Raw genomic sequence first — 23390 nt, 5'->3', positions numbered from 1 at the left:
AATGAGATAGTTTAGAGGCGGATACCTTGTGAAAAGTAAATTTTTACTTGGTATCCGTTTGCTTTATGAGGAGATGAGTTATGGTATTTACAGCAAAAAGTCCTAAAATTAATATTGAAGAAGTTCGTGCCTTATCAAAATTAGAAGGCCAAGCTTTGGAGAGAAAATCACAGCGCGATAAAGAGCTAGAAGCCATTATACGTGGAGAAGACCAGCGGATTCTCTTGGTAATCGGGCCATGCTCATCTGACAATGAAGAAGCTGTTCTTGAATACGCTATGCGTTTGGCAGTTCTACAAGAAGAAGTAGCAGACCGTATCTTTATGGTTATGCGTGTTTATACTGCCAAACCCCGTACCAACGGAGATGGCTATAAAGGCTTGATTCACCAGCCTAACGCGACAGAAGCGCCTAGTCTTATCAACGGAATCAAAGCTGTTCGCCATCTTCACTATCGTGTTATCACAGAAACAGGCATGACAACAGCTGATGAAATGCTTTATCCTGAAAATCTTCCGCTAGTGGATGATTTGATTTCTTACATGGCGGTTGGTGCTCGTTCAGTTGAAGACCAGCAACACCGCTTTGTGGCCAGTGGGGCAGATTTTGCGACTGGTTTTAAAAATCCAACCTCTGGAAATCTCAATGTTATGTTTAATGGGATTTATGCTGCTCAAAACAAACAAAGTTTCCTTTTCCTAGGAAAAGAAGTGGAAACAACTGGGAACCCACTTTCGCATGCCATTCTTCGTGGAGCGACCAATGAGTATGGTAAGAATATTCCTAACTACTACTATGATAATTTGATGGATACTATTGCCCAGTATGAGAAAATGGGCTTGGAAAATCCCTTTATCATTGTGGACACCAATCATGACAACTCTGGTAAGCAATACATGGATCAGATTCGAATTGTCCGACAGACCTTGATTAATCGTGATTGGAATGAAAAAATCAAGCAGTATGTTCGTGGCTTTATGATTGAGTCTTATCTAGAAGACGGCCGTCAAAACGAACCAGAAGTATTTGGCAAGTCTATCACGGACCCTTGCCTAGGCTGGGAAAATACAGAAGCCCTTGTCAGAGAAATCTACCAAACGCTAGGAGAATAAGATGGCATTTATTGAAAAAGGTCAAGAAATCGATATTGAAGCAATCAAGGCAGAAACCCAATTGTCTGCGGAAGCCTTGCGTCTAAAAGAGCGTCGTGATAGAGAATTGGCAGACATTATTTCAGGAGAAGATGACCGTATCCTTTTGGTGATTGGTCCTTGCTCTTCTGATAATGAAGAGGCTGTCTTGGAATATGCCCGCCGTTTATCTGCCTTGCAGAAGAAGGTGGCGGACAAGATTTTCATGGTTATGCGTGTTTATACTGCCAAACCTCGTACTAACGGAGACGGCTATAAAGGTTTGGTTCACCAACCAGATACTTCTAAGGCTCCAAGTCTGATTAACGGTTTGCAGGCTGTGCGCCAGTTGCACTACCGCGTGATTACAGAGACAGGTTTGACAACGGCAGATGAGATGCTTTATCCATCAAATCTGGTTTTGGTAGATGATTTGGTCAGCTACCATGCTGTGGGGGCTCGTTCTGTGGAAGACCAAGAGCACCGCTTTGTGGCCTCAGGGATTGATGCACCGGTGGGGATGAAAAATCCAACCTCTGGAAATTTGGGTGTTATGTTTAATGGCATCTATGCTGCTCAAAATAAACAGACCTTCCTCTTTCATGGTCAAGAAGTGGAGACTTCAGGAAATTCCTTGGCCCACGTCATCCTTCGTGGTGCAGTTAATGAATATGGGAAAAATGAGCCTAACTTTTACTATGAAACCCTGCTAAATGCTATTGAGCGCTATGAATCCATGGGACTTGAAAATCCCTTTATCCTCATTGATACCAACCATGATAACTCAGGCAAGCAATATATGGAGCAGATTCGAATTGTTCGCCAGACCTTGCAAAATCGTGATTGGAATGAGAAGATTAAAAAGACAGTTCGAGGCTTTATGATTGAATCTTACCTAGCAGATGGTCGTCAAAACCAACCAGAGGTCTTTGGTTGCTCTATTACAGATCCTTGCCTAGGTTGGGAAAATACAGAGGCCTTGGTAGAAGAGATTTATGCTACCTTGACAAAATAAGTGAAAAGGATGGAGTTGGGGAATCTCAACTCCTTTTGATGAGAATGATAGTTGGACACGGAATTGACATCGAAGAATTGGCTTCGATAGAAAGAGCAGTTACACGACATGAAGGCTTTGCTAAGCGCGTTCTGACCGCTAAGGAAATGGAACGATTTAACAGTCTTAAAGGACGCAGGCAAATAGAATATTTAGCTGGTCGCTGGTCGGCTAAAGAAGCCTTTTCCAAGGCTATGGGAACAGGTATTGGCAAGCTCGGTTTTCAAGATTTGGAAGTCTTGAACAATGAACGCGGGGCGCCTTATTTTAGTCAGGCACCATTTTTAGGAAAGATTTGGCTGTCTATCAGCCACACAGATCAGTTTGTGACAGCCAGTGTTATTTTGGAGGAAAATCATGAAAGCTAGTCCACATAGACCAACCAAGGCTCTGATTCATCTGGGAGCTATTCGACAAAATATTCAGCAAATGGGGGCTCATATCCCTCAAGGAACGCTCAAATTTGCAGTAGTCAAGGCTAATGCCTATGGGCATGGAGCTGTTGCTGTTGCGACGGCGATTCAGGATGAAGTTGATGGCTTTTGCGTTTCCAATATCGATGAAGCCATTGAACTCAGGCAAGCTGGACTCAGGAAGAAAATCCTTATTTTAGGAGTTTCTGAAATCGAAGCTGTTGCTCTAGCTAAAGAATACGACATCACCTTGACGGTGGCTGGATTGGAGTGGATTCAAGCACTCTTAGATAAGGAAGCGAACCTAACTGGATTGACAGTCCACCTCAAGATTGACTCAGGAATGGGACGGATTGGTTTTAGAGAGGCCGGTGAGGCTGAGCAGGCTCAAGACTTGCTCCAACAACATGGTGCTCGTGTTGAAGGGATTTTTACCCACTTTGCTACTGCAGACGAGGAATCAGATGACTACTTTAATGCCCAGTTAGAACGGTTTAAAACTATTTTAGCTAGTATGAAAGGTCTTCCAGAGCTTGTTCATGCTAGTAATTCGGCAACGACCTTTTGGCATGCAGAGACTATTTTCAATGCGGTTCGTATGGGAGATGCCATGTATGGTCTGAATCCTAGCGGAGAGGTTTTGGACTTGCCTTATGACTTGAAACCAGCCTTGACCTTGGAATCTGCTCTGGTTCATGTCAAGACAGTTTCAGCTGGAGCTTGCATGGGCTATGGAGCGACCTATCAGGCAGATAGCGAGCAAGTCATAGCGACGGTGCCAATCGGCTATGCGGATGGTTGGACACGAGATATGCAGAATTTCACGGTCTTGGTAGATGGGCAAGCTTGCCCAATTGTTGGACGAGTTTCTATGGACCAAATCACTATTCGTCTGCCTAAGCTTTATCCTTTAGGAACCAAAGTCACCCTCATTGGTTCTAATGGGGGCAAGGAGATCACAGCTACTCAGGTAGCGACCTACCGTGGAACCATTAACTATGAAGTGGTTTGTCTTCTCAGCGACCGCATTCCGAGAGAATATTATTAAAAAGAAAGGAGTGGAGCATGAATCTACATCAACCCTTGCATGTCTTACCTGGTGTGGGACCAAAGTCAGCAGAAAAATACGCCAAACTAGGAATTGAAAACTTGCAAGACCTCTTGCTCTACTTTCCTTTCCGTTATGAAGACTTCAAAACCAAGCAAGTATTGGAACTAGAGGACGGGGAGAAGGCAGTCCTATCTGGTCAAGTCGTGACTCCTGCCAGTGTCCAGTATTATGGATTCAAGCGCAATCGTCTGCGCTTTAGCCTCAAGCAGGGAGAAGGCGTTTTTGCGGTGAATTTCTTTAACCAGCCCTATCTAGCAGATAAGATAGAGTTGGGAGCAACCCTTGCTGTCTTTGGAAAATGGGACCGAGCCAAGGCTAGTCTGACTGGGATGAAGGTCCTAGCTCAGGTGGAAGATGACCTCCAACCTGTTTATCGCTTGGCTCAGGGAATCAGTCAGGCCAGTCTGGTCAAGGTTATTAAGACGGCCTTTGATCAGGGATTGGACCTCTTGATTGAGGAAAATCTTCCCCAGTCTTTGCTGGACAAATACAAACTCATGTCCCGTTGTCAGGCCGTTCGTGCCATGCATTTCCCCAAGGATTTGGCAGAATACAAGCAGGCCCTTCGCCGTATCAAGTTTGAGGAACTTTTTTATTTCCAAATGCAGTTGCAGACGCTCAAGTCTGAAAATAGAGTTCAGGGAAGCGGTTTGGTTTTGAACTGGTCTCAGAAAAAAGTGACAGAAGTAAAAGAAAGGCTGCCTTTTGCACTGACCCCAGCTCAAGAAAAAAGTTTGCAGGAAATTTTAACCGATATGAAGTCGGACCACCACATGAATCGTCTCCTACAAGGGGATGTGGGGAGCGGAAAAACGGTGGTTGCTGGCTTGGCCATGTTTGCGGCGGTGACAGCTGGCTACCAATCAGCCCTCATGGTACCAACAGAAATCCTTGCAGAGCAACATTTTGAGAGTCTACAGAGTCTCTTCCCAGACTTGAAACTGGCTCTTTTGACAGGTTCCTTGAAAGCTGCAGAAAAGAGAGAAGTCTTGGAGACTATTGCCAAGGGTGAGGCTGATTTGATTATCGGAACTCACGCTCTAATACAGGATGGGGTGGATTATGCTCGTCTGGGCTTGATTATCATCGATGAGCAGCACCGCTTTGGTGTAGGGCAAAGGCGTGTTCTGAGAGAAAAAGGCGACAACCCAGATGTCCTCATGATGACGGCGACTCCCATACCACGAACCTTAGCTATCACAGCCTTTGGAGATATGGATGTTTCCATTATTGACCAGATGCCTGCGGGTCGGAAACCCATTGTGACACGTTGGATTAAGCATGAGCAACTGCCTCAGGTCTTGACTTGGTTAGAGGGGGAAATCCAAAAAGGTTCACAAGCCTATGTCATCTCTCCTTTGATTGAAGAATCAGAAGCTCTGGATTTGAAAAATGCCATTGCCTTATCAGAGGAATTGACGGCTCATTTTGCAGGTAAGGCAGAAGTGGCGCTTCTACATGGTAAGATGAAGAGTGACGAAAAAGACCAGATTATGCAGGAGTTCAAAGAGCAAAAAACGGCTATTCTAGTTTCGACAACGGTTATCGAGGTTGGGGTCAATGTTCCCAATGCGACCGTTATGATTATCATGGATGCCGATCGCTTCGGTCTCAGCCAGCTTCACCAGCTTAGAGGTCGTGTGGGTCGGGGAGATAAGCAGTCTTATGCAGTTCTCGTTGCCAATCCTAAGACGGATTCTGGGAAAGACCGCATGCGCATCATGACAGAAACGACCAATGGATTTGTCCTTGCGGAGGAAGATTTGAAAATGCGGGGTTCGGGTGAGATTTTTGGAACCAGACAGTCAGGACTTCCAGAATTCCAAGTGGCTGATATTATCGAAGATTTTCCGATTTTAGAAGAAGCCAGAAAAGTTGCTAGTTACATTAGTTCGATAGAAGCTTGGCAAGAGGATCCAGAATGGCGCATGATTGCTCTTCATCTGGAGAAGAAAGAACATCTAGATTAAGCTTTCTCTAAGGAAAACTTAAGCTAGCTTTCAGGTTTGGCCCTTATACTAGAGTCATCAAAAAGAAACGAGGACTCTCACATGACCGTAACGATTAAAGTAAATTACCAAACCACTTTCCAAAAGAAAGAAGATAAAAACTAAATTGTGAATAGAATAAAAAGAGCTAAATAGCTCTTTTTTCTTGCTTAAAATCACTTTGAAGCGTTAGGAATTAAGGAGAAAAATTAAAAATCACGATCTATTTACTTTTATTTCTTGCATTGCTTTCTTAGTTATGCTACAGTTGTGGTAGCGATTACAAATAAAAGGAGCTACTATGAAAAATCCAGCATTGTTAGAGGAAATTAAGACCTACCTAGGACGAGATGAGGTTCCAGAAGACTTTGATGCTTTCTGGGATGGGGAAGTGAAAAAAGTTTCAACTCTTCCAGCTTATCAGTTGGAGGAAAGAGATTTCCACATTCCTCAAGTCAAGTGCTATGAGTTAACGTTTGAAGGAACCAATGAAGGCAAGATCTATGCACGAGTCGTTCTTCCAAAGAGTGATGAGAAGGTTCCGATAATCTTCCATTTCCATGGTTATATGGGACGTGGCTGGGACTGGTCCGACATGCTGGCCTTCACCGTGGCTGGTTACGGTGTTGTTTCCATGGATGTGCGGGGACAGTCAGGTTATTCACAGGACGGCTTGCGTTCTCCACTAGGAAATACGGTTAAGGGACATATTATCCGTGGTGCTGTGGAAGGTCGGGAGCATCTCTTTTATAAGGATGTTTATTTGGACATTTACCAGTTGGTTGACATTATTGCTAGTCTGCCTGAGGTGGATGAGAAGCGTCTTTCTAGCTATGGTGCCTCACAAGGAGGGGCTCTAGCCTTGGTTGCGGCAGCGCTCAATCCTCGGATTCAGAAAACAGTAGCCATCTATCCTTTCTTGTCAGACTTCAGACGAGTGCTTGAGATTGGTAATACAAGTGAAGCCTATGACGAACTTTTCCGTTATTTCAAGTTTCACGACCCCTTCCACGAAACTGAGGAGGAAATCATGGCGACCCTTGCCTATATCGATGTGAAAAATCTTGCCCATCGTATCAAGGGTGAGGTTAAGATGATTACGGGCTTGGACGATGATGTTTGCTATCCTATTACCCAGTTTGCGATTTACAACCGTCTGACCTGTGACAAGTCCTATCTTATCATGCCAGAGTATGCCCATGAAGCTATGAATGTTTTTGTCAATGACCAAGTTTACAACTGGCTCTGTGGTAGTGAGATTTCTTTTAAGTATATAAAGTGATGAATGAGAGAGCCAGTAGCTCTCTTTTTTGTTATAAATGTTGAAAGTACTTTTAAAAATATTAAAATATTAAAATATTTCTGAAAGTAAAATCTATTCTATGACAAGCTTGAGATAAACCTATGACTTTATTGTATAATAAAGAAAAAGTCTCTAGGAAAGGAGTGAAAGAGCTACTGTTTGGATTACAGCTAGCTAAATTTTGAAAGAGAGAAGGAGAGGAACTCTCGTTTATTAATTACTTTCTTGTGTTTTCCTATGGTCGGGAGTAAAAATTTTAAAACAAAAAGAAAGCGCTTTATTTTTGGTGATATTGAAAGGTAGAAAGATGAATCAGAAGAATTATGACAGAAAACAAAGATATGGTATTCGTAAATTTGCAGTGGGTGTAGCCTCTGTAACCATTGGTGCTGTGGTGTTTGGAGTAAATCCTGTATTGGCAAATGAACAAGGAAACTCAACTGTAACTGCAGCTGAAAATAATAATCAAGGTTTATCAGAATTACCAAAAGAAGCTTCTTCAGGAAGTCTTGCTCATTTAGATAGCGAATTAGCTGGAAAATTGGCAACAGCAAAAGACAATGGTGTGGAAGTTGATCAGGATAAGTTGAAGAAAAATGAGACTACTGAAGCAGAGACAACCACTCCAACAAATACACCTGCAGCTGACAATACACCAGCTCCTGCTGATAAACCAGAAACAGATTCTGCAACTACAGAAGCAAGTAACAAGGACCAAGATAAAGAAGAAGAGGGAGTACTTCCTCGAGATTATTACGCTAGAGACATCGCAAATGCAACTCCAGTAGTGGAAAAAGAAGATGTTGAAACAAATTCGAAGAATGGTCAGCGTGTAGATTTAGCTAGTGAATTAAATGCATTGAAGAAACTTCAAAATGCGACCATTCATATGGAATTCAAGCCAGATGCCAAAGCTCCAGATTTTTATAATCTATTCTCAGTGTCTAGTGATAAGAAAAAAGATGAGTACTTCACCATGGCTGTTCTCAATAATACAGCCTTAATTGAGGGACGTGATGCTAATGGAACACAATTTTATGATAAATATACGGATGCTCCATTGAAAATTAAGCCTGGGCAGTGGAATTCAGTTACCTTTACTGTTGAAAGACCGAATGCAGAAAATCCAGGAGGAAAAGTTAGACTCTATGTAAATGGAGTTTTATCTCGTACCAGTTTGAAGTCTGGTAAATTTATCAAGGATATGCCAGATATTACCCATGCTCAACTTGGTGCAACAAATCGGGCAGGGAAATCAGTTTGGGGAGCAAATTTACAGGTTCGTAATTTAAGTGTTTATGATCGTGTATTAACTCCAGAGGAAGTTCAAAAACGGAGCCAATTGTTTGAGAGATCTGATTTGGAGCAAAAGCTACCAGAAGGGGCTAAAGTTACTGAAAAACAAGATGTCTTTGAAGGTGGTATGCATAACCAACCAAATAAAGATGGTATCAAGAGTTATCGTATTCCTGCTCTTCTTAAGACAGATAAAGGAACCTTGATTGCTGGTGCTGACGAACGCCGTCTTCATTCAAGTGACTGGGGTGATATCGGTATGGTTGTTAGACGAAGTGAGGATAAGGGGAAAACATGGAGCGACCGAGTAACAATTACAAATTTACGAGATAATCCAAAAGCTTCTAATCCATCAATCGGTTCACCAGTGAATATCGATATGGTTTTGGTTCAAGATCCTGCAACAAAACGAATTTTTTCTATCTATGATATGTTCCCAGAAGGGCAAGGAATCTTTGGAATGGCTGCTCAAAGAGAAGAAGCCTATAAACAAATCGATGGCAAAACTTACCAAATTCTCTACAAAGAAGGCGAAGAAGGTTCCTATACAATACGCGAAAATGGCACAGTTTATACTCCAGATGGGAAAGCAACCGATTATCGTGTTGTTGTAAACCCAGTTAAACCAGCTTATAGCGATAAGGGTGATTTGTATCAAGGGAATCAACTATTAGGAAATATTTATTTCACAAGCAATAAAACGTCTCCATTTAGAGTTGCTAAGGATTCTTATCTATGGATGTCTTACAGTGATGATGATGGTAAGACTTGGTCAGCCCCTCAAGATATTACCCCAATGGTAAAAGCTGATTGGATGAAATTCTTAGGGGTTGGGCCTGGAACAGGAATTACTCTTCATACCGGACCTCATAAAGGTCGAATCATTGTACCTACTTATACAACTAATCAGACCAACCACTTAAACGGTTCTCAATCATCTCGGATTATCTACTCAGATGACCATGGTAAGACTTGGCATATGGGAGGTGGTGTGAATGACCATCGTACGCTGACTGATGGTACTGTGATTGACTCAAGTACCATGAGTAATTATTATGCTCAAAATACTGAGTCCTCTGTTGTACAATTAAATAATGGAGATCTTAAGCTCTTCATGCGTGGATTAACAGGGGACCTTCAAGTTGCTACTAGTAAAGATGGTGGAGAAACTTGGGAAAATGATATAAAACGTTATGCGGATGTCAAGGATGTTTATGTTCAATTGGCTGCTATTCATACGATGCATGATGGAAAAGAGTATATTGTTCTTAGTAATGCAGGTGGACCAGGACGTTTCAACGGTTTGGTACACTTAGCTCGTGTCGAAGAAAATGGAGAGCTGACTTGGCTTAAGCATAATCCTATTCAAAGTGGTAAGTTTGCCTACAATTCTATTCAAGATCTCGGGAATGGCGAATATGGATTGCTTTATGAGCATGCAGATAACAACCAAAACGAATATACCTTGTCTTATAAGAAATTTAATTGGGATTTCTTAAGCAAGGATATGGTTTCTCCAACCGAAGCAAAAGTTACACATGCAGTTCATATGGGGCAAGGCATTATTGCCATGGAATTTGATTCAGAAGTATTGGTCAATCAAGCACCAACTTTACAACTTGCCAATGGTAAAACAGCTACTTTTATGACGCAGTATGATACGAAGACTCTATTGTTTACAGTAGATCCAGAGGATATTGGTCAAAAAGTTACAGGCTTAGCAGAAGGAGCTATCGAAAGTATGCATAATTTGCCTGTTTCAGTAGTTGGTTCTAAAATTACTCATGGTGTAAATGGAAGCGAAGCTGCAACAAATGAAGTTTCAGAATTTACAGGTGGAGTTAATGGCGTTGAGGCTGCAGTAACTGAAGAAGTTCCTGAATACAAAGGCCCATTAGCGACAGCAGGAGAAGAAGTACCAACAGTAGAAAAACCAGAATTTACGGGTGGAGTTAATGGAGAAGAAGCTGCAGTAACTGAAGAAGCTCCTGAATATACAGGTCCATTGGCAACAGTGGGAGAAGAACCAGCACCAACAGTAGAAAAACCGGAGTTTACAGGTGGAGTGAATGGAGTAGAAGCTCTTGTAACAGAAATTCCTGAATACACAGGTTCCTTAGCAACAGTGGGAGAAGAACCAGCACCAACAGTAGAAAAACCGGAATTCAAAGGGGGCGTAAATTCAGTTCTAGCAGCTTCAAATGAGGTTCCGGAATATAGAGGTGGTGCTAACTTTGTCTTGGCAGCTTCAAATGCTCTTCCTGAGTATAAAGGAGGTGTCAATGGAGCTGAGGCAGCAATCCATGAAGTGCCAGAGTACAAGGGAGAAACCAAACCAGTCTTAGCAGCTGCAAACGAACGTCCAGCTAAGAAGTTATCTCTTGGACAAGGTGATACTTATCAAGCACCAGCGGCTAAACAAAATGAGCTTCCAAATACTGGAAGCAAAGAAAATACAACCTTTATTTCTCTAGGATTAGTGGCAGGTCTCTTATCTGTTTTGACATTAGGGAAGAAACGAAAAGAAGACTAGGTCTTGAATAAAATGAATTTTGCTCATCGTTAATGATAAAAGAGATGGCCCATTTGAAAGATGGCTATCTCTTTTTATCATTTTATATACTGAGCGAATTGAAAATAAGACAGTGCTGAAACTACTTTCAGAAACGGCTGTTCTATAAAATACTTTTGAAACTGAAATCTATTCTACCACAAAGTATTGAAAGCGCTTTAAAAATAATATATAATGAAGCCATAAGAACAAAGAAAAGGAGGAAAGAGGATGCCACAGATTACTAAAGAAGCCTTGATTGCACAAATCAAAGATGGAATCATCGTTTCTTGTCAGGCCCTTCCTCACGAACCGCTTTATACAGAAGCGGGAGGAGTCATTCCCTTGCTAGTCAAAGCGGCTGAGCAAGGTGGAGCAGTCGGTATCCGAGCAAACAGTGTTCGCGATATCAAGGAGATTAAGGAGGTTACGAAACTCCCGATTATCGGGATTATCAAACGTGACTATCCGCCACAGGAGCCTTTCATTACAGCTACTATGAAAGAAGTTGATGAATTGGCTGAACTCGACATTGAGGTCATTGCTCTGGATTGTACCAAGCGTGAACGCTACGATGGTTTGGAGATTCAAGAGTTCATTCGTCAGGTTAAGGAGAAATATCCTAACCAGCTCTTGATGGCTGATACAAGTACTTTTGAAGAAGGACTAGCAGCTGTTGAAGCAGGAATTGACTTTGTCGGAACAACTTTATCAGGATACACATCTTACAGTCCAAAAGTGGATGGTCCCGATTTTGAATTAATCAAAAAACTCTGTGATGCTGGCGTGGATGTCATTGCAGAAGGAAAAATTCATACACCAGAACAAGCCAAACAAATCCTGGGATATGGAGTGCGAGGCATCGTTGTAGGTGGCGCTATTACTAGACCAAAAGAGATTACAGAACGCTTCGTTGCTGGTCTTAAATAACACAATCTCAAAAAAGAGGAGAGTGGTGGATGCGTCGGATGAAATGAAAACGTATACAAGTTCAATCTTACTCATTATCCAATATGGATACGCTTATCAATTAGGAGAATACAAATGAAATTTAGAAAACTAGCTTGTACAGTACTTGCGGGTGCTGCGGTTCTTGGCCTTGCTGCATGTGGTAATTCTGGCGGAAGTAAAGATGCTGGAAAATCTGGTAGCGATAGCGGAAAAACAGAAATCACTTGGTGGGCATTCCCAGTCTTCACTCAAGAAAAAACTGGTGACGGTGTTGGAACATATGAAAAATCAATCATCGAAGCTTTTGAAAAAGCAAATCCAGATGTAAAAGTGAAATTGGAAACCATCGACTTCAAGTCAGGTCCTGAAAAAATCACAACAGCTATTGAAGCAGGAACAGCTCCAGACGTACTTTTTGACGCACCAGGACGTATCATCCAATACGGTAAAAACGGTAAATTGGCTGAGTTGAACGACCTCTTCACAGACGAATTCGTCAAAGATGTTAACAACGAAAATATCGTACAAGCAAGTAAAGCTGGAGACAAAGCTTACATGTATCCAATTAGTTCAGCACCATTCTACATGGCTATGAATAAGAAAATGTTGGAAGAAGCTGGAGTTGCAAACCTTGTAAAAGAAGGTTGGACTACTGATGATTTTGAAAAAGTTTTGAAAGCACTTAAAGATAAAGGCTACACACCAGGTTCATTGTTCAGTTCTGGTCAAGGGGGAGACCAAGGAACACGTGCCTTCATTGCAAACCTTTATGGCGGTTCTGTAACAGATAAAGATGTAACAAAATATACAACTGATGATCCTAAATTTGTCAAAGGTCTTGAAAAAGCAGCTAGCTGGATTAAAGACGGTTTGTTGAACAACGGTTCACAATTTGACGGTGGAGCAGATATCCAAAACTTTGCCAACGGTCAAACATCTTACACAATCCTTTGGGCACCATCTCAAAACGGTATCCAAGCTAAACTCTTGGAAGCAAGTAAAGTAGAAGTGGTAGAAGTACCATTCCCATCAGATTCAGGTAAACCAGCTCTTGAATACCTTGTAAACGGATTTGCAGTATTCAACAATAAAGACGACAAGAAAGTTGCAGCATCTAAGAAATTCGTTCAATTCATCGCGGATGACAAAGAATGGGGTCCAAAAGATGTTGTTCGTACAGGTGCCTTCCCAGTTCGTACATCATTTGGCAAAGTTTATGAAGACAAACGTATGGAAACAATCAGTGGTTGGACTAAATACTACTCACCATACTACAACACTATCAATGGTTTTGCTGAAATGAGAACACTTTGGTTCCCAATGTTGCAATCTGTATCAAATGGTGACGAAAAACCAGCGGATGCTTTGAAAGCCTTTACTGAAAAAGCTAACGAAACAATTAAAAAAGCTACAAAACAATAAGCACTAAATCAGATTGACTCCTCCCTTTTCCCTGTGCATAGTCTATGTAAGAAAAGGGAGGATTTTGTTTGAAATGTAAGGAACTGTCACGAAATTAAAATGAAGTTCTTACATAAGCGAATCTTAAAAAATTTCATTTTGATTTTAAAACAGTTCAAGAAAGTCAAAAAATTATTCTATTTGAAAGAGAGGTGCCGACTGTGAAAGTCAATAAAATTCGTATGCGGGAAACAGTGATTTCCTACGCTTTCCTAGCACCAGTATTATTCTTCTTTGTCATCTTTGTCTTGGCTCCTATGATTATGGGATTCATTACAAGTTTCTTTAACTACTCAATGACTAAATTTGAGTTTGTAGGCTTGGACAACTACATTCGCATGTTTAAAGACCCTGTCTTTATGAAGTCTTTGATCAATACCGTGATTCTGGTTATTGGATCTGTACCCGTTGTTGTTCTATTCTCACTCTTTGTAGCATCTCAGACATATCATCAAAATGCCATTGCCAGATCCTTCTACCGTTTCGTCTTCTTCCTTCCTGTTGTAACAGGTAGTGTTGCCGTAACAGTTGTTTGGAAATGGATCTATGACCCACTATCAGGAATTTTAAACTTTGTCCTTAAGTCAAGCCACATCATCAGCCAGAACATTTCTTGGTTGGGAGATAAAAACTGGGCTTTGATGGCGATTATGATTATCCTTTTGACTACATCTGTTGGTCAGCCGATTATCCTTTATATCGCTGCCATGGGAAATATTGACAATTCATTGGTTGAAGCAGCGCGTGTTGATGGTGCGACTGAATTGCAAGTGTTCTGGAAGATTAAATGGCCTAGCCTCCTTCCAACAACACTTTATATCGCAATCATTACAACAATCAACTCATTCCAGTGTTTCGCCTTGATTCAGCTTTTGACTTCAGGTGGTCCAAACTACTCAACAAGTACACTGATGTACTACCTTTACGAAAAAGCCTTCCAATTGACAGAATACGGCTATGCCAACACCATCGGTGTCTTCTTGGCAGTTATGATTGCTATCGTAAGCTTTGTTCAATTTAAAGTACTTGGAAACGACGTAGAATACTAAAGAAAGGAGACAGCTATGCAATCTACACAAAAGAAACCTTTAACAGCCTTCACTGTTATTTCAACTATTATCTTGCTCTTGTTGACCGTGCTGTTCATCTTTCCATTCTACTGGATTCTGACAGGTGCCTTCAAGTCACAGCCTGATACCATTATGATTCCGCCACAATGGTTCCCTAAAATGCCAACCATGGAGAACTTCCAACAACTCATGGTGCAAAACCCTGCTATGCAGTGGATGTGGAACTCTGTGTTTATCTCATTGGTAACCATGTTCTTAGTTTGTGCGACCTCTTCTTTAGCAGGTTATGTACTAGCTAAAAAACGTTTCTATGGGCAACGCATTCTATTTGCAATCTTCATTGCAGCCATGGCACTTCCAAAACAAGTTGTCCTTGTACCATTGGTACGTATCGTCAACTTCATGGGAATCCATGATACTCTTTGGGCAGTTATCCTACCTTTGATTGGATGGCCATTCGGGGTCTTCCTCATGAAACAATTTAGTGAAAATATCCCAACAGAGTTGCTTGAATCAGCTAAAATCGATGGTTGTGGTGAGATTCGTACTTTCTGGAGCGTAGCCTTCCCAATTGTGAAACCAGGATTTGCAGCCCTTGCAATCTTTACCTTCATCAACACTTGGAACGACTACTTCATGCAGTTGGTTATGTTGACTTCACGTAACAACTTGACCATCTCACTCGGTGTTGCGACTATGCAGGCTGAAATGGCAACCAACTATGGTTTGATCATGGCGGGTGCCGCTCTTGCAGCAGTTCCAATCGTAACAGTCTTCTTAGTCTTCCAAAAATCCTTCACTCAAGGTATTACTATGGGAGCTGTCAAAGGTTAAGAAAAGTAAACTGGTGTGTCAAGATGGCGGAAGTAGTCTTGGCATACTATGGGAATACAGAGTTATAAGTGTCTACAAAATGTTGGGTATTTGCTTACCTTAGATATTTTGTTAGACACTTATCAACTTAAGAATGATTTTAGTTAACTATCAGAAACGAAGGAAACAGTATGATTTTTGATGATTTGAAAAACATCACCTTTTACAAAGGGATTCATCCCAATCTAGACAAGGCTATCGATTATCTCTACCAGCATCGTAAGGATTCTTTCGAATTAGGTAAGTATGAGATTGACGGGGACAAGGTCTTTCTAGTTGTTCAGGAAAATGTCCTCAATCAAGCTGAAAATGATCAATTTGAGCATCATAAGAACTATGCAGATTTGCATTTGCTGGTAGAAGGACATGAATATTCGAGCTACGGTTCACGTATCAAAGACGAGGCAGTAGCATTCGACGAAGCGAGTGACATTGGCTTTGTGCATTGTCATGAAAAATACCCACTCTTGTTGGGTTATCACAATTTTGCGATTTTCTTTCCAGGAGAACCACACCAGCCAAATGGCTATGCAGGTATGGAACAGAAGGTTCGCAAATATCTCTTTAAAATTTTGATTGACTAAAAAATAAGGAGGAGCAAATATGGCACAAAAAGGAGTAAGCCTTATCAAGGCAGCATTTGATACAGATAACTTTCTCATGCGTTTTAGTGAGAAGGTCTTGGATATCGTGACAGCCAATCTTCTTTTTGTCGTCTCTTGTTTGCCCATCGTGACGATTGGAGTGGCTAAAATTAGCCTCTACGAGACTATGTTTGAGATTAAGAAGAGCAGACGTGTGCCTGTCTTTAGAATCTATTTAAGAGCTTTCAAGCAAAATCTGAAGCTAGGTCTTCAGTTAGGTCTGCTTGAGTTGGGCATTGTTTCATTAAGCATTCTAGATCTTTATCTCTTTTGGGGTCAGACAGCTATGCCTTTCCAAATGGTAAAAGCTATTTGTCTAGGTATTCTTATCTTCCTCACTATCGTGATGTTGGCTAGCTATCCCATAGCTGCACGCTATGATTTGACTTGGAAAGAAGTGTTACAAAAAGGACTTATCTTGGCAAGTTTTAACTTTCCTTGGTTCTTCCTCATGTTAGTTATTCTCTTTCTCATTGTGATGGTTCTTTATCTGTCCGCCTTCAGTTTGCTTTTAGGTGGCTCAGCCTTCCTGCTTTTTGGGTTTGGACTCTTGGTCTTTATTCAGACTGGATTGATGGAGAAAATTTTCGCAAAATACCAATAAGATGGCTTGTTTCTGAAACTACTTTCAAGCCATAAACATTTAAAAATACATATCGAAACTAAAATCTAAGTGTACACAAGATATTGAAAGCGTTTTTCATAAGGTGTATACTAAAAACGTAAAGAATAAATCCCTGCTTTTAGCAGAAAAAAAGAAATCTTAGGAGAAAATCTATGTCAGATTTAAAAAAATACGAAGGTGTCATTCCAGCCTTCTACGCATGTTATGATGATCAAGGAGAAGTAAGTCCAGAGCGTACGCGTGCCTTGGTTCAATACTTCATTGATAAAGGTGTTCAAGGTCTTTATGTCAATGGTTCTTCTGGTGAATGTATCTACCAAAGTGTTGAAGACCGCAAGTTGATTTTGGAAGAAGTCATGGCAGTTGCCAAAGGTAAATTGACCATCATTGCTCACGTTGCTTGCAACAATACCAAAGACAGTATGGAACTTGCTCGTCATGCTGAAAGCTTAGGAGTAGATGCCATTGCAACGATTCCGCCGATTTATTTCCGCTTGCCAGAATACTCAGTTGCTAAATACTGGAACGATATCAGTTCTGCAGCTCCAAATACAGATTACGTGATTTACAACATTCCTCAATTGGCAGGGGTTGCTTTGACTCCAAGCCTTTACACAGAAATGTTGAAAAATCCACGTGTTATCGGTGTTAAGAACTCCTCTATGCCAGTTCAAGATATCCAAACCTTTGTGAGCCTTGGTGGGGAAGACCACATCGTCTTTAACGGTCCAGATGAGCAGTTCTTAGGTGGTCGTCTCATGGGAGCTAAAGCTGGTATTGGTGGTACATATGGTGCCATGCCAGAACTCTTCTTGAAACTCAATCAGTTGATTGCGGATAAAGACTTGGAAACAGCGCGTGAATTGCAATACGCTATCAATGCAATCATTGGTAAATTGACTGCTGCACATGGAAATATGTATGGTGTGATTAAGGAAGTCTTGAAGATCAATGAAGGCTTGAATATTGGTTCTGTTCGTTCACCATTGACACCAGTGACTGAAGAAGATCGTCCAGTTGTAGAAGCAGCTGCAGCCTTGATTCGTGAAACCAAGGAGCGCTTCCTCTAATCCATAAGGAGGTATTTATGACACACTACGTTGCAATTGATATCGGTGGAACAAATATCAAATATGGTTTGATCGACCAAGAAGGCCAACTTGTTGAATCGCATGAAATGCCAACAGAGGCGCATAAGGGTGGACCTCATATCTTACAAAAAACCAAAGATATCGTAGCCAGCTATTTAGAAAAAGGCCCAGTAGCAGGTGTTGCCATTTCTTCTGCAGGAATGGTAGATCCAGATAAGGGTGAGATTTTCTATGCTGGGCCTCAAATCCCTAACTATGCAGGCACCCAGTTCAAAAAGGAAATCGAGACTAGCTTTGCGATTCCTTGTGAGATTGAAAATGATGTCAACTGTGCAGGTCTGGCTGAGGCGGTATCTGGTTCAGGCAAGGGAGCGAGTGTCACCCTTTGCTTGACTATTGGAACCGGTATCGGTGGTTGTTTGATTATGGATGGGAAAGTCTTCCATGGATTTAGCAATTCAGCCTGTGAAGTTGGTTATATGCATATGCAGGATGGAGCGTTCCAAGATTTGGCTTCTACCACAGCTTTAGTGAAATATGTAGCTGAAGCACATGGAGAAGATGTTGATCAGTGGAATGGACGACGCATCTTTAAGGAAGCCACTGAAGGAAACAAGATTTGTATGGCTGGTATTGACCGCATGGTAGACTATCTAGGAAAAGGTCTGGCAAACATTTGCTATGTGGCTAATCCAGAAGTGGTCATTCTCGGTGGCGGTATCATGGGACAAGAGGCTATCCTCAAACCCAAGATCCGCACAGCCTTGAAGGAAGCTTTGGTACCAAGTCTAGCTGAGAAAACAAGATTAGAATTTGCCCATCATCAAAATACAGCAGGTATGTTGGGTGCATATTATCATTTTATACTCAATGAAAATCAAAGAGCAAACTAGGAAGTTAGCCGTAGGCAGTACTTGAGTACGACAAGGCGAAGCTGACGTGGTTTGAATTTGATTTTCGAAGAGTATCAAGACAAAACAATCCTAGTTTGGCTAGACCAAACTAGGATTTTCTTACACGTTTTTGTCTACGATAGCCATTGAGTTTTTTATTTTCCCAATAGCTGTTAAAAATTTTCTCCTTGCTTTCACGATTGATTTCCAAAAAGTAGGCATAAATCAAATCGATAAAGAAGAGCATAGGGAGTTGAGCGGATATACGTTGGATGTAGGATGACTGGCTGTGTGTGGCTACAAGAACAGTCTCTGTATAGGCCTGACTATCTTTATTGGGAACACTTGAAAAAAGTACAGTCTGTGCCCCCATCTCTTTCGCGTCTAATAGACTATCTAAAATAGAAGGAGTTGAGCCAGAAAGTGAGAAACCGAGTACGAGACAATTCTCATCCATAATACTGGTTGTCCAAGCAAAACCATCTTGATCGGTCAAAGCCTCGCAGACCACACCTAGACGCATAAAGCGTAATTTCATTTCACGAGCGACAAGGCCAGAACTCCCTGTTCCGAAGAAGTAGACACGATCAGCATCTTCGATTAACTGGGCGATTCGTTCCAGTTGTTCTTCGTCAATCAAGCCCTGTGTTTGTTCTCGCATATTACTGTAGCTTCGAAGAACTCGGTTGGTTAAAGGACTATGTTTGTGAGAATGAGTGTCCTGTTTCTTTGCTTGGTGCAGGTATTGGAAAATAAATTCTCGATAGCCTGTAAAACCACATTTTTTAGAAAAGCGGGTCAGAGCAGCCTGAGAAATATGTAATTTTTGAGTAACCTGCTGAGAAGATAAATCATCTACAATGGTTTCTGTTTGTAAAAAATAGCGAGCGATTTCTTGCTCTAAATCGGTCATTTCTTCGAAGTGGGAATCAATGATGGTTGCTATATCTGGTTTGTCCATAGAAAGGCTCCTTTAAATGAGTCGTATTGGAAAAAGACTGGGTCATCGAACTTTTACATTTATTATATCATATAATATAGAGATGGATAAATAAAATCGTATTTTCCCGTAAAAAGGAAAAAAGCTTTTTCCTTTTCCATAATTTTCTTCTCAAATTGTGGTACAATGAAGAGTAAGATTTTAAATAGAAATGAGACTGATTTGTATGAGGAAATTTAACAGCCATTCGATTCCGATTCGGCTTAATTTATTGTTTTCAATCATCATTTTACTCTTTATGACCATTATTGGTCGCCTGCTTTATATGCAGGTTTTGAACAAGGGTTTTTATGAGACAAAACTAGCATCGGCTAGTAAAACAAAGGTGACTACTAGTTCAGCTCGAGGTGAAATTTATGATGCCAGTGGCAAGCCCTTAGTTGAAAATACTGTGAAACAAGTTGTTTCCTTTACTCGAAACAACAAAATGACGGCTGCAGATTTAAAAGAAACAGCCAAGAAGCTGTTAGCCTATGTAGGAGTTACTTCTCCAACATTGACTGACCGACAGTTGGCGGACTATTATCTAGCAGATCAAGATGTCTATAAGAAAGTAGTGGAAAGCTTACCACGTGAGAAACGTCTTGATTCAGATGGCAATCGTCTATCCGAATCAGAACTCTATAACAATGCGGTCGATAGTGTCCAAACGAGTCAATTAAACTATACAGAGGATGATAAGAAAGAAATCTATCTTTTTAGCCAGTTAAATGCTGTTGGAAACTTTGAGACAGGAGCCATTGCGACAGATTCCTTGACAGATACACAGATTGCCTTGATTGCTTCGGCTTCTAAGAATTTACCTGGTATCAGTATTTCAACCACGTGGGATCGAAAGGTTCTAGAGACTTCGCTCTCTTCTATAGTGGGAAGTGTATCCGGTGAAAAAGCTGGTCTCCCAGCTGAAGAAGCTGATACTTATATTAAAAAGGGCTATTCTCTAAATGATCGGGTTGGTACCTCTTATCTAGAGAAACAATATGAAGAAACCTTGCAAGGAAAACGCTCGGTGAAGGAAATTCATCTAGATAAGTATGGAAATATGGAAAGTGTCGAAAATATTGAAGATGGTACCAAAGGGAACAATATCAAACTGACCATCGATTTGGCCTTCCAAGATAGCGTGGACAATCTTCTTAAGAGTTATTTCACTTCCGAACTAGGAAATGGAGGAGCTAAGTATTCTGAAGGTGTCTATGCAGTTGCTTTGAACCCCAAAACAGGTGCAGTTTTATCCATGTCAGGAATTAAACATGATCTGAAAACGGGAGAGTTGACGCCTGATTCTTTGGGAACGGTAACCAATGTCTTTGTACCAGGTTCGGTCGTTAAGGCTGCAACCATCAGTTCCGGTTGGGAGAATGGAGTCTTATCAGGGAATCAGACCCTGACGGATCAGTCCATTGTCTTCCAAGGTTCACCCCCTATCAATTCGTGGTATACTGCCTTTTCTGGGCCAATGCCGATTACGGCAGTTCAAGCTTTGGAGTATTCATCTAATACTTATATGGTCCAAACAGCTTTAGGGATTATGGGATTGACTTATCAACCGAATATGATTGCAGGAATTGGAAATTTAGACTCGGCTATGGGGAAATTACGTTCAACCTTTGGTGAGTATGGTTTGGGATCAGCTACAGGTATTGATTTACCAGATGAATCCACCGGCTTTATTCCTAAAGATTATGATCTTGCTAATTATATTACAAATTCATTTGGTCAGTTTGATAACTATACCCCAATGCAATTAGCTCAGTATGTAGCAACTATTGCAAATGATGGTGTCCGTATGGCTCCTCGTATTGTTGAGGGAATTTATGGCAATAATGATAAAGGAGGATTGGGCGACCTGATTCAACAACTGCAACCGTCAGAGATGAATAAGGTCAATATATCCGCCTCCGATATGAGTATTTTGCAACAAGGTTTTTATCAGGTTGCCCATGGGACTAGTGGATTGACAACTGGCCGTGCCTTTTCAAATGGTGCAGCTGTATCTATTAGCGGAAAAACGGGTACAGCCGAAAGTTATGTGGCAGATGGTCAGCAAGCAACCAATACCAATGCCGTGGCCTACGCTCCATCAGATAATCCTCAAATCGCTGTTGCAGTAGTCTTCCCTCATAACACCAATCTTACAAATGGTGTCGGACCTTCCATTGCGCGCGACATTATCAACCTCTATAACCAACATCATCCAATGAATTAGAAAGGAACTTATGCTTTATCCAACGCCTATAGCTAAACTAATTGACAGTTATTCCAAGTTGCCGGGTATCGGGATTAAGACGGCTACACGTCTGGCCTTTTATACGATTGGAATGTCTGATGACGATGTCAATGAATTTGCCAAAAACCTCCTTTCTGCTAAGAGAGAGCTGACCTATTGCTCCATCTGTGGTCGTTTGACTGATGACGATCCTTGCTCTATCTGTACCGATCCAAGTCGTGACCAGACAACCATTTTAGTTCTCGAGGATAGTCGCGATGTGGCGGCTATGGAGAACATCCAAGAATACCATGGGCTCTATCATGTCTTACATGGACTCATTTCTCCCATGAATGGTATCAGTCCAGATGATATCAATCTCAAGAGCCTTATGACTCGTCTTATGGAGAGTGAAGTTTCAGAGGTAATCGTAGCAACCAATGCCACAGCAGATGGAGAAGCAACTTCCATGTATCTTTCACGTTTGCTCAAACCAGCTGGTATCAAAGTCACACGTCTGGCACGAGGCCTCGCTGTGGGAGCAGATATCGAGTATGCGGACGAAGTCACACTCTTACGAGCTATTGAAAATCGGACAGAGTTGTAAAAGTCAGTAAAAATTTAGTTCATTTTGACGTATAAGACAAGCCCTAGGAATTTTTCTAGGGTTTGTCTTTTTCGTTTTATAATGAGAGAAGGACAAATCTTGATAATAAGAATACTTCCCAGTAAACACAAAATATAAGGTATCAGAAAACGGATTTTCAAAATTCCTAGTAGCATCTCTATCAATATATTTTACTGAAGGATAAAGTTTTTTTAAGGATAAGATTGCCCTTTAGTTCGTTATAATTTATTTTGAAATCGTACTATTTTTATGTTATGATATGGTCAATATATAATTAATAAGGGGAGTTTGAAGTATGGGTGGAAAGATAAAATCTAGCACGATAGCAGCAGAGGCGGCTATTAATGAGTTGGTCGGGTATGAAACGAGCGACAAGCAAAATCAGCAGGTGGAATTTTCATATACATCTGGAATCACTGGAATGGAAGCGGGACGTCAGACCTGCAATCAAATGCTTCAGGCGGTCAGTGATTTTAGTTCAGCTGTTTTGACCCAAGCAAATAAGTTTCCAGAAATTGCTCATAGGATTGAAAAACGTGATATAGAGCAGGCTAAGAGATGGAGTCACTAAGGAATGGCAGATAGAAATGAAGAAAAGCGCACAGAAATTTGGCGTAAGATTGTTAAGATAGAAAATAAGGAAGACAGACTCCGAGCAACTAAAAAGCAATATGAACAGCAGTTGACAAACTTTTACTCGGATATTCAGAGCATTCACCATCGCATGATAAATCTATTGTCTCTCTCACCCAGTTCTCGTCAGCTAATAGAGCAAATCGAAAGTGATAATAGAACCATTCAGCGACAGGTCAACTCTTATGTAGAGGAGGAACTGGATACGTTGGAAAAACAAACTAAAAAGGCTTGTCGCTCTTTCGATGAAGCCAGAGAAGAACTGATAGCGGAAAGGAATCGGCTACCATGGGAGTAAAATACAGCGCACAAGAATCCCAAGAATTGATTCAGGCCATGACGAACAACCTCCAAGTCGCAAATGAAGTCACAGACCGCTTATCTAGTGGATGTGATCACCTGATTTCCTCTTTAGACTCAGGTGAGTTGACAGGAGCAGCCTACACAGCTGGTAAAGGTCTCTTTA

20 protein-coding genes and 1 pseudogene are annotated in these 23390 nt (G+C 41.2%); 20 read left to right on the top strand and 1 reads right to left on the bottom strand.

The window, feature by feature from the left end; all coding sequences use genetic code 11:
* The first annotated feature begins 80 nt into the window (after window positions 1-80).
* The 15 genes from CBI42_RS04290 (at window position 81) to CBI42_RS04215 (ending at window position 18454) form a co-directional block, all read left to right on the top strand.
* The gene (locus CBI42_RS04290) at window positions 81-1112 is read left to right on the top strand and encodes a 3-deoxy-7-phosphoheptulonate synthase (RefSeq protein WP_042750640.1); all 1032 of its coding nucleotides are present in this window, start codon (window positions 81-83) and stop codon (window positions 1110-1112) included.
* Window position 1113: 1 nt separating this feature from the next.
* A complete protein-coding gene (locus tag CBI42_RS04285; RefSeq protein ID WP_049491263.1) occupies window positions 1114-2145 on the top strand; it encodes a 3-deoxy-7-phosphoheptulonate synthase in 1032 nt (343 codons plus the stop codon).
* A 44-nt stretch (window positions 2146-2189) separates the two neighbouring features.
* Complete coding sequence (acpS, locus tag CBI42_RS04280; RefSeq protein ID WP_049491261.1) at window positions 2190-2552, top strand: holo-ACP synthase; 363 nt, start codon at window positions 2190-2192, stop codon at window positions 2550-2552.
* Window positions 2542-3645, top strand: coding sequence for an alanine racemase (gene alr / locus CBI42_RS04275; protein ID WP_094753336.1), 1104 nt, complete (start codon window positions 2542-2544; stop codon window positions 3643-3645). Before acpS ends, alr begins: the two co-directional genes overlap by 11 nt.
* A complete protein-coding gene (gene recG, locus CBI42_RS04270; protein ID WP_256963628.1) occupies window positions 3636-5678 on the top strand; it encodes an ATP-dependent DNA helicase RecG in 2043 nt (680 codons plus the stop codon). Before alr ends, recG begins: the two co-directional genes overlap by 10 nt.
* Before the next feature lie 319 nt (window positions 5679-5997).
* Entirely contained in the window at window positions 5998-6978 is a 981-nt protein-coding gene (locus CBI42_RS04260) for an acetylxylan esterase (protein WP_049491256.1), read from the top strand.
* 328 nt (window positions 6979-7306) lie between these two features.
* Entirely contained in the window at window positions 7307-10828 is a 3522-nt protein-coding gene (locus CBI42_RS04255) for an SIALI-17 repeat-containing surface protein (RefSeq protein WP_094753334.1), read from the top strand.
* Between the two features lie 249 nt (window positions 10829-11077).
* The gene (locus tag CBI42_RS04250; protein ID WP_001135675.1) at window positions 11078-11776 is read left to right on the top strand and encodes an N-acetylmannosamine-6-phosphate 2-epimerase; all 699 of its coding nucleotides are present in this window, start codon (window positions 11078-11080) and stop codon (window positions 11774-11776) included.
* Window positions 11777-11890: 114 nt separating this feature from the next.
* A complete protein-coding gene (locus CBI42_RS04245; RefSeq protein ID WP_049552070.1) occupies window positions 11891-13219 on the top strand; it encodes an ABC transporter substrate-binding protein in 1329 nt (442 codons plus the stop codon).
* Between the two features lie 221 nt (window positions 13220-13440).
* A complete protein-coding gene (locus CBI42_RS04240) occupies window positions 13441-14307 on the top strand; it encodes a carbohydrate ABC transporter permease (RefSeq protein WP_161683542.1) in 867 nt (288 codons plus the stop codon).
* A gap of 15 nt (window positions 14308-14322) precedes the next feature.
* Window positions 14323-15162: a carbohydrate ABC transporter permease gene (locus CBI42_RS04235; RefSeq protein ID WP_001192119.1), complete on the top strand. Its 840-nt coding sequence runs from the start codon at window positions 14323-14325 to the stop codon at window positions 15160-15162.
* A gap of 170 nt (window positions 15163-15332) precedes the next feature.
* Window positions 15333-15785, top strand: a complete 453-nt coding sequence (locus CBI42_RS04230; RefSeq protein WP_045611139.1) for a YhcH/YjgK/YiaL family protein — start codon at window positions 15333-15335, stop codon at window positions 15783-15785.
* Between the two features lie 19 nt (window positions 15786-15804).
* Window positions 15805-16449 (top strand): YesL family protein, encoded by a 645-nt coding sequence (locus tag CBI42_RS04225; protein ID WP_094753333.1) that lies wholly within the window; start codon window positions 15805-15807, stop codon window positions 16447-16449.
* 173 nt (window positions 16450-16622) lie between these two features.
* Window positions 16623-17540 carry a dihydrodipicolinate synthase family protein gene (locus CBI42_RS04220; protein WP_001281495.1) on the top strand — a complete coding sequence of 306 codons (918 nt, stop codon included), beginning with the start codon at window positions 16623-16625 and terminating at the stop codon, window positions 17538-17540.
* A 17-nt stretch (window positions 17541-17557) separates the two neighbouring features.
* The gene (locus tag CBI42_RS04215) at window positions 17558-18454 is read left to right on the top strand and encodes an ROK family protein (RefSeq protein ID WP_094753332.1); all 897 of its coding nucleotides are present in this window, start codon (window positions 17558-17560) and stop codon (window positions 18452-18454) included.
* Window positions 18455-18563: 109 nt separating this feature from the next.
* Here the strand turns inward: CBI42_RS04215 and CBI42_RS04210 are convergent, their stop codons facing one another.
* Window positions 18564-19415, bottom strand: a complete 852-nt coding sequence (locus CBI42_RS04210; RefSeq protein WP_094753331.1) for a MurR/RpiR family transcriptional regulator — start codon at window positions 19413-19415, stop codon at window positions 18564-18566.
* A gap of 190 nt (window positions 19416-19605) precedes the next feature.
* On the opposite strand from CBI42_RS04210, the gene pbp2b reads away from it, so the two are divergent.
* The 5 genes and pseudogenes from pbp2b to CBI42_RS13230 form a co-directional block, all read left to right on the top strand.
* Window positions 19606-21663 carry a penicillin-binding protein PBP2B gene (pbp2b, locus tag CBI42_RS04205; protein WP_094753330.1) on the top strand — a complete coding sequence of 686 codons (2058 nt, stop codon included), beginning with the start codon at window positions 19606-19608 and terminating at the stop codon, window positions 21661-21663.
* A 10-nt stretch (window positions 21664-21673) separates the two neighbouring features.
* Window positions 21674-22270 carry a recombination mediator RecR gene (recR, locus tag CBI42_RS04200; RefSeq protein WP_049487334.1) on the top strand — a complete coding sequence of 199 codons (597 nt, stop codon included), beginning with the start codon at window positions 21674-21676 and terminating at the stop codon, window positions 22268-22270.
* 316 nt (window positions 22271-22586) lie between these two features.
* On the top strand, window positions 22587-22862 hold the full coding sequence (locus tag CBI42_RS04195; protein WP_049491527.1) for a hypothetical protein: 276 nt from the start codon (window positions 22587-22589) through the stop codon (window positions 22860-22862).
* A 3-nt stretch (window positions 22863-22865) separates the two neighbouring features.
* Window positions 22866-23222, top strand: coding sequence for a hypothetical protein (locus tag CBI42_RS04190; RefSeq protein WP_094753329.1), 357 nt, complete (start codon window positions 22866-22868; stop codon window positions 23220-23222).
* A pseudogene (locus CBI42_RS13230) lies at window positions 23213-23390 on the top strand (virulence protein); the annotation flags it as partial. The gene CBI42_RS04190 and the pseudogene CBI42_RS13230, both read left to right, overlap by 10 nt.

The sequence above is a fragment of the Streptococcus sp. KR genome (assembly GCF_002238115.1).
Lineage (GTDB): Bacteria > Bacillota > Bacilli > Lactobacillales > Streptococcaceae > Streptococcus.
Note: the sequence above shows the minus strand (reverse complement) of the source record. Positions and strands in the feature narration are given on the sequence as shown.